Raw genomic sequence first — 1,163 nt, forward strand, 5'->3', positions numbered from 1 at the left:
AATTTTTGCTGGTTCTCAGAAGACATTTTTGGAAAGATTCCAGTACAGATATCTATAATTTTCTGCACACAGAAAACGGAAAGACAGAAATTTATAGATTTTGGACAGAATATTTTATGGGCATTATGTGAATGAAATGCTATGATAAATACACTTAAATATACAAAATAAACAAAAAAGGAGGAAACAAGAAATGAAAAAAAGAATGTACAAGATTATGGCACTTGCCATGACAGCAGCTATGGTGGTACCGATGGCAGCGCAGACAACTGCATTTGCAGCTGACGACAAAGAAATTACTTACTGGAATATCGCGGTAGAGAGCCCGGACAAAGATATTGTTACTGCAGCAGTAGACAAGTTTAACAAAGAAACAGAGTCAGGCTATACTGTAAATTCGGTAGCTATCCAGAATGATACATACAAGGAAAAACTTGTTATCGCGATGAGCTCCGGTGAGTGTCCTGATATGTACTCAAGCTGGTCCGGTGGTCCGATGTATGAATATATTGATTCCGGATTTGCTCAGCCGATTGATGATCTTCTTGATCAGTCCGATCTTAAAGATAAACTTCTGGATGCAGCTATTGAACAGGGAAGCTACAACGGACATGTATATGCAATCCCATATCTGAATGTTTCTCTGGCAGGTATCTTCTACAACAAAGATATGTTTAAACAGTACGGACTTGAAGAACCGAAGACATTAGCTGATCTGGAAAATATCTGTGCAACATTAAAAGAAAACGGAATTACACCTTTTGCACTTGCTAATGGTTCCAAATGGACAGGTTCCATGTACTTCATGTCTCTGGCAGCACGTTATGGCGGACTGGAACCATTCCAGAATGCAGTTGCAGGAACCGGCAAATTCACAGATGACTGCTTCATCAAAGCAGGTGAGAAGATTCAGGAGTGGGTTAAAAACGGATACTTCCCGGATGGCGTAAACTCCTTAAGCGAAGATGACGGACAGGCAAAACAGTTAATGTATCAGGAGACAGCAGGTATGCTTCTCTGTGGCTCATGGTATACAGGAACATTCCAGACTGACAGTGAGGAATTCTATCAGAAGAAGATCGGCTGGTTCCCATTCCCTGCAATTGATGATTCCGATGCTGATCCTACAATCCAGATCGGTACTGTAGGTGATCAGTTCATTT

Annotated in this window: 1 protein-coding gene; it reads left to right on the forward strand. The window is 40.8% G+C overall.

Annotated elements, in window-relative coordinates; genetic code table 11:
• Positions 1–193 precede the first annotated feature (193 nt).
• Positions 194–1,163, forward strand: a 970-nt coding sequence (locus tag I4V44_RS17410) for an ABC transporter substrate-binding protein (RefSeq protein ID WP_243280316.1), incomplete at its 3' end; no start/stop codon positions are given.

Source organism: Blautia sp. 1001283B150304_161114_C9, from assembly GCF_015668165.1.
Classification (GTDB): Bacteria; Bacillota; Clostridia; order Lachnospirales; family Lachnospiraceae; genus Blautia_A; species Blautia_A wexlerae.